The organism is Flavobacterium sp. (assembly GCF_043779715.1).
Lineage (GTDB): Bacteria > Bacteroidota > Bacteroidia > Flavobacteriales > Flavobacteriaceae > Flavobacterium.
In genome coordinates, this window is sequence record NZ_JAYWDT010000084.1 from 1 (window position 1) to 4,055 (window position 4,055).

The following is a 4,055-nucleotide window of genomic DNA, read 5'->3' on the forward strand; positions in this document are numbered from 1 at the left end:
AATAAATTTGGTCTCGATGGTATGATGATAGGTCGTGCTGCGATAGGTTATCCTTGGATTTTTAACGAAATAAAGCATTATTTTGCCACAGGAGAACATTTGCCAGCACCAACAGTTATCGATAGGGTAGAAGCTGCCAGAAACCACCTTACTTGGTCTATGGACTGGAAAGGCGAACGCGTAGGAATTGTAGAGATGCGTCGTCATTACACTAATTATTTTAAAGGGATTCACTCGTTTAAAGAATACAAACAAAGATTGGTAACACTTGATGATCCTGAGGAATTATTTAAAGTCCTTAGTGAAGTTGAAGAGGTTTATGCGGGTTATCAGTTTGTGTAGATTTTTATGATTCAAGTAATAATATTGTTCTATTAGTCAATTCATTTTTATATTTAAGTAAATCATCAATATGTTCCAATAGGTATTCATTATTATCAATGATTACTTTCATTTTAGAATCACTAAAGACAAGTTTACATATTACTTTTTTTGTTGAATCGTCTACACTTATATTAAAGAAGCTCTTGAAATCTCTATAAGTTATTCTATCATTTGGTATCTTTTTATTCTGAATTAACAATGTTCTTATTGTATGATAAGCTTGAACTTCGGCTTCAGTAGTAATAACACCTTGTGAGTTTGACATTGATTCAAGTAAAACCTTTTTATCATACATACATTTTAAAAATGAAGAATTGATAAGGTTAATCATTTTACCTTGTGTTTCTTCATTAAACTTTGTGTTGAAAGTCATGTTTTTGTGAATACTTTTCAACAGGTCTTTTGATGGTGCAATTAATTCTTTAAAAAAAGCCGTTTCAAAACTTTCAACAAACACGATTTCTTGTGCTGATTTAACTATTTGTAATATGTTGACATATCGTTTGTCGAAAGTGATAAGTGTTTCCAAATCAGTTTCTGTATAAGCCGTTATATTAAAAGTAAAAAATGGTTTACTGTCAATTATATTTGGTTCAACAACATCTGAATAAAATCTGTACTCTATACCGTTGGTTAAAATTGCAATTTTTGAATTCTTTGTATTATTAAAATACCCGTTAAGTTGACCAGCTTCTTTATCGGTTAGTTTAGAATTATATTTTTTTGCTTCAACAAGAATTGTGTCTTTTTTATTTAACAAAATTGCATAATCTATTTTTTGACTAATTCTATCTCCAAAATCAGCATTGTACTCTGGAATTAAATTATTTGATTCATAATTTAGCATAAAGAAAAAAGGCTCAATAAGAAACTTTCTTGTTTGCGCCTCATTTGAACAAAGCTCTATAGCTTCATTTATTTTGAAATTATCTAATAATTTTTTTAACTGATTTACTGCTTGTTTAGGAATTACTGGTGTCATTATGATTGTGTTTGTTTGTAAACCAAATATAATAAAATAAATGTATGATTTTATTATATTATTTTGACAGAGGAATTCTTACGAAATGTTTAATTGAAGATTGTCAGCTTGCGTTAGGGATTGAGACGATATCCTTTTTGAGGAACGAAAAAAGATAAAGGCGAAAGCCCGACCGAGATTTTTTATCGAGGTAACGCCAAAATATTATTCCAACAATTTTTTACTCACACGACTTCCGGCAATAAAAGAAGCCATAACGCCTAATGTTATAATGGTTGCCAGAACAATTGCTACGTTTTGAAGATTAAAAATTACTGGATAAGCTAAAGATTCGGTAATCATAACGACCTTAAAATATTGCTGAATGAGCACTATTATGATTCCTAAAAATAAGCCTATAAGTCCGCCAAAAACAGTTAGTAAAGTGCCTTGTAGCAAGAATATTTTTCGCAAATCGGGAATAGGAGTTCCTACATTATATAAGGTTTTCAGATTGTCTTTTTTGTCAAGAATCATCATGATAATAGCGCCTGCCAGCGTAAATAAGATAAGAATAATGACCAAAGTGCAAATGAGGTAAAGAACAGTGTTTTCGGTATTTAGCATCTTGTACAAACTGTCGTTTAGCTGCGCTCTGTTTTTAATAATTACTTGATTGCTAAAAATAGTATTCAAATCAGTAACAACAGTTTCGCTTTTTGCATTTGGAGATAGTTTTATCTCGAGTCCAGAAATCTGATTGGGTTTATATTCTAGTAGTTCTTGCGTAAGTTCTAAATCGGCAAATACGTATTTAGAATCCAGTTCGTCATTTATCGCATAAATTCCAATAGGAACTAAATTCGATTTATTGAAAGCATTTTCGGGACTAGAAATGGCGCCTTTTCCAGGTTTTGGCACAAAAATTTCGAAGGCATTATCTAAATCGAACAAACCCAAAGATAATTTCTGAGCAATCATACTTCCTATAACAACCTGTGGTGTTTTTGGTGCAATCCATTGCCCTTGGTACATTGCTTTATTTACATTGTTTACGAGGTTATACTGACCGTCGACACCTTTTATGTAAGCAACTTGTTCTTTGCTTTTGTACAAAAACAATACTTTTTCTTCGATAGTTTTGCTGTAAAAAGCAATGTCTTTATTCGATTTAATCTTTTGTTTCTGGTCTTCCGAAATAAGAAATGATTTTCCGTATTTTGGAATAATTTTCAAATCCGGATCAAAATCATTGCTAAACGATAAGCTAAATTCTTTTAGTCCGCTAAAGATTGACATAAAGACAAAAAGCACCATAGCGCCAATTACAATTCCGCCCAAGGCAATTTTAGAAATAATGTTAATCGCATTATTGCTGCTTCGGCTAAAAACGTAACGTTTGGCTATATAAAAAGGGAAATTCAAATTATATTTTCTTTCTTTTTTCTAACAAATCACGATTTTCGATAGGATTTTCTTTTCCGGCAAGCGCATTGTCTATTTTTTCGATATAATCTAAACTATCATCAATATAAAAAGCCAAATTTGGAACTTTGCGTAACTGTAAACGTACACGTTGTGACAAATCATGCTTAATCAGATACATATTAGACTTTATAGATTCTAAAATTTCAGGTGCTTTTTCTTGCGGAAAAACGCTCAAGTAAACTCTCGCCACACCCAAATCGGTCGTAACACTCACTTTAGAAACCGAGATAACAAGGTTCGAAATCCCATTTTTGCGAATCTCACCTTGTAAAATATCTACCAAATCCTTCTGAATAACTCCGCCTATTTTTTTCTGTCTATTTGTTTCCATACTGCAAAAATACGATATTTTAGTCAAATACATTCTTAAAATTAGAAGCGAATTGCTTGGGTATTTTCAGGAAATTACATTCCCGCTATCGTCTTTAGTCTCGTCTCGTAAAAAAAACGAAACGAGAGCTATCGGCTTCTATCGGGGCTATTTAGGAAATGAATTGTATTTTTGCGAACTTTGTAACAAATAAAACAATAATGAGAAAAATAGAGCACATAGGAATTGCAGTAAAAAATCTAGAAGTTTCCAACCTGATTTTCGAAAAATTATTCGGTGCGCCATCATATAAGCAAGAAGAAGTAGCGAGCGAAGGCGTAAAAACCTCATTTTTTATGAATGGTCCAAATAAAATCGAATTATTAGAAGCTACAAATCCAGAAAGTCCCATTGCAAAATTCTTAGAAAAAAAAGGAGAAGGAATTCATCATATCGCTTTTGATGTCGAAGATATCGTTTCGGAAATAGCTCGTTTACAATTAGAAGGCTTTGTTGTCCTAAATGAAATCCCTAAAAAAGGTGCCGATAATAAGCTGGTCGCTTTTTTGCATCCAAAATCTACAAACGGAGTTTTAATAGAATTGTGTCAAGAAATTAAAGATTAATTTTGAGAATCCCAAAAAATGTAGTAATATTGCACTCTCAAAACAGGTCCTATAGCTCATTCGGTTAGAGCAACTGACTCATAATCAGTAGGTGCTTGGTTCGATTCCAAGTGGGACCACTTTAGTTTTGCAAAGCCTTTCAAGAAATTGGAAGGTTTTTTTTATTTTTTGATATTTTATTGTAAATTAATTGGTTGAATCAAATATTTCCACTATTATTGTGCTGAAAATAATTTTAGATTAAAAATATTTTTTTAAATAAACTCTAAAAATATTTTGTTAAAAA

General features: G+C 31.6%; 5 protein-coding genes and 1 tRNA gene. 3 read left to right on the plus strand and 3 right to left on the minus strand.

What is annotated here, in order from left to right; all coding sequences use genetic code 11:
* On the plus strand, positions 1-342 hold a 342-nt coding region (locus ACH2BG_RS04375; protein WP_395046502.1), incomplete at its 5' end, for a tRNA-dihydrouridine synthase.
* A gap of 4 nt (positions 343-346) precedes the next feature.
* Here ACH2BG_RS04375 and ACH2BG_RS04380 read toward each other — a convergent pair.
* The 3 genes from ACH2BG_RS04380 to rbfA all read right to left on the minus strand — a co-directional run bounded on the left by ACH2BG_RS04380 (position 347) and on the right by rbfA (position 3,164).
* Positions 347-1,366, minus strand: coding sequence for a type I restriction enzyme HsdR N-terminal domain-containing protein (locus ACH2BG_RS04380; RefSeq protein WP_395046503.1), 1,020 nt, complete (start codon positions 1,364-1,366; stop codon positions 347-349).
* 204 nt (positions 1,367-1,570) lie between these two features.
* Positions 1,571-2,770: an ABC transporter permease gene (locus ACH2BG_RS04385; RefSeq protein WP_395046504.1), complete on the minus strand. Its 1,200-nt coding sequence runs from the start codon at positions 2,768-2,770 to the stop codon at positions 1,571-1,573.
* Position 2,771: 1 nt separating this feature from the next.
* Positions 2,772-3,164, minus strand: coding sequence for a 30S ribosome-binding factor RbfA (gene rbfA / locus ACH2BG_RS04390; RefSeq protein ID WP_011962413.1), 393 nt, complete (start codon positions 3,162-3,164; stop codon positions 2,772-2,774).
* Between the two features lie 200 nt (positions 3,165-3,364).
* Between rbfA and mce the strand changes: the two genes are divergently transcribed.
* Complete coding sequence (gene mce / locus ACH2BG_RS04395) at positions 3,365-3,769, plus strand: methylmalonyl-CoA epimerase (RefSeq protein WP_395046506.1); 405 nt, start codon at positions 3,365-3,367, stop codon at positions 3,767-3,769.
* 45 nt (positions 3,770-3,814) lie between these two features.
* Positions 3,815-3,888 (plus strand) — tRNA-Ile (locus ACH2BG_RS04400).
* The last annotated feature ends 167 nt before the right edge of the window (positions 3,889-4,055 follow it).

Bases quoted from the DNA above. Each gene is read 5' to 3' on its own strand.
- ACH2BG_RS04380 (WP_395046503.1), bottom strand. From the start codon at position 1,366: ATGACACCAGTAATTCCTAAACAAGCAGTAAATCAGTTAAAAAAATTA.
- mce (WP_395046506.1), top strand. From the start codon at position 3,365: ATGAGAAAAATAGAGCACATAGGAATTGCAGTAAAAAATCTAGAAGTT.
- rbfA (WP_011962413.1), bottom strand. From the start codon at position 3,164: ATGGAAACAAATAGACAGAAAAAAATAGGCGGAGTTATTCAGAAGGAT.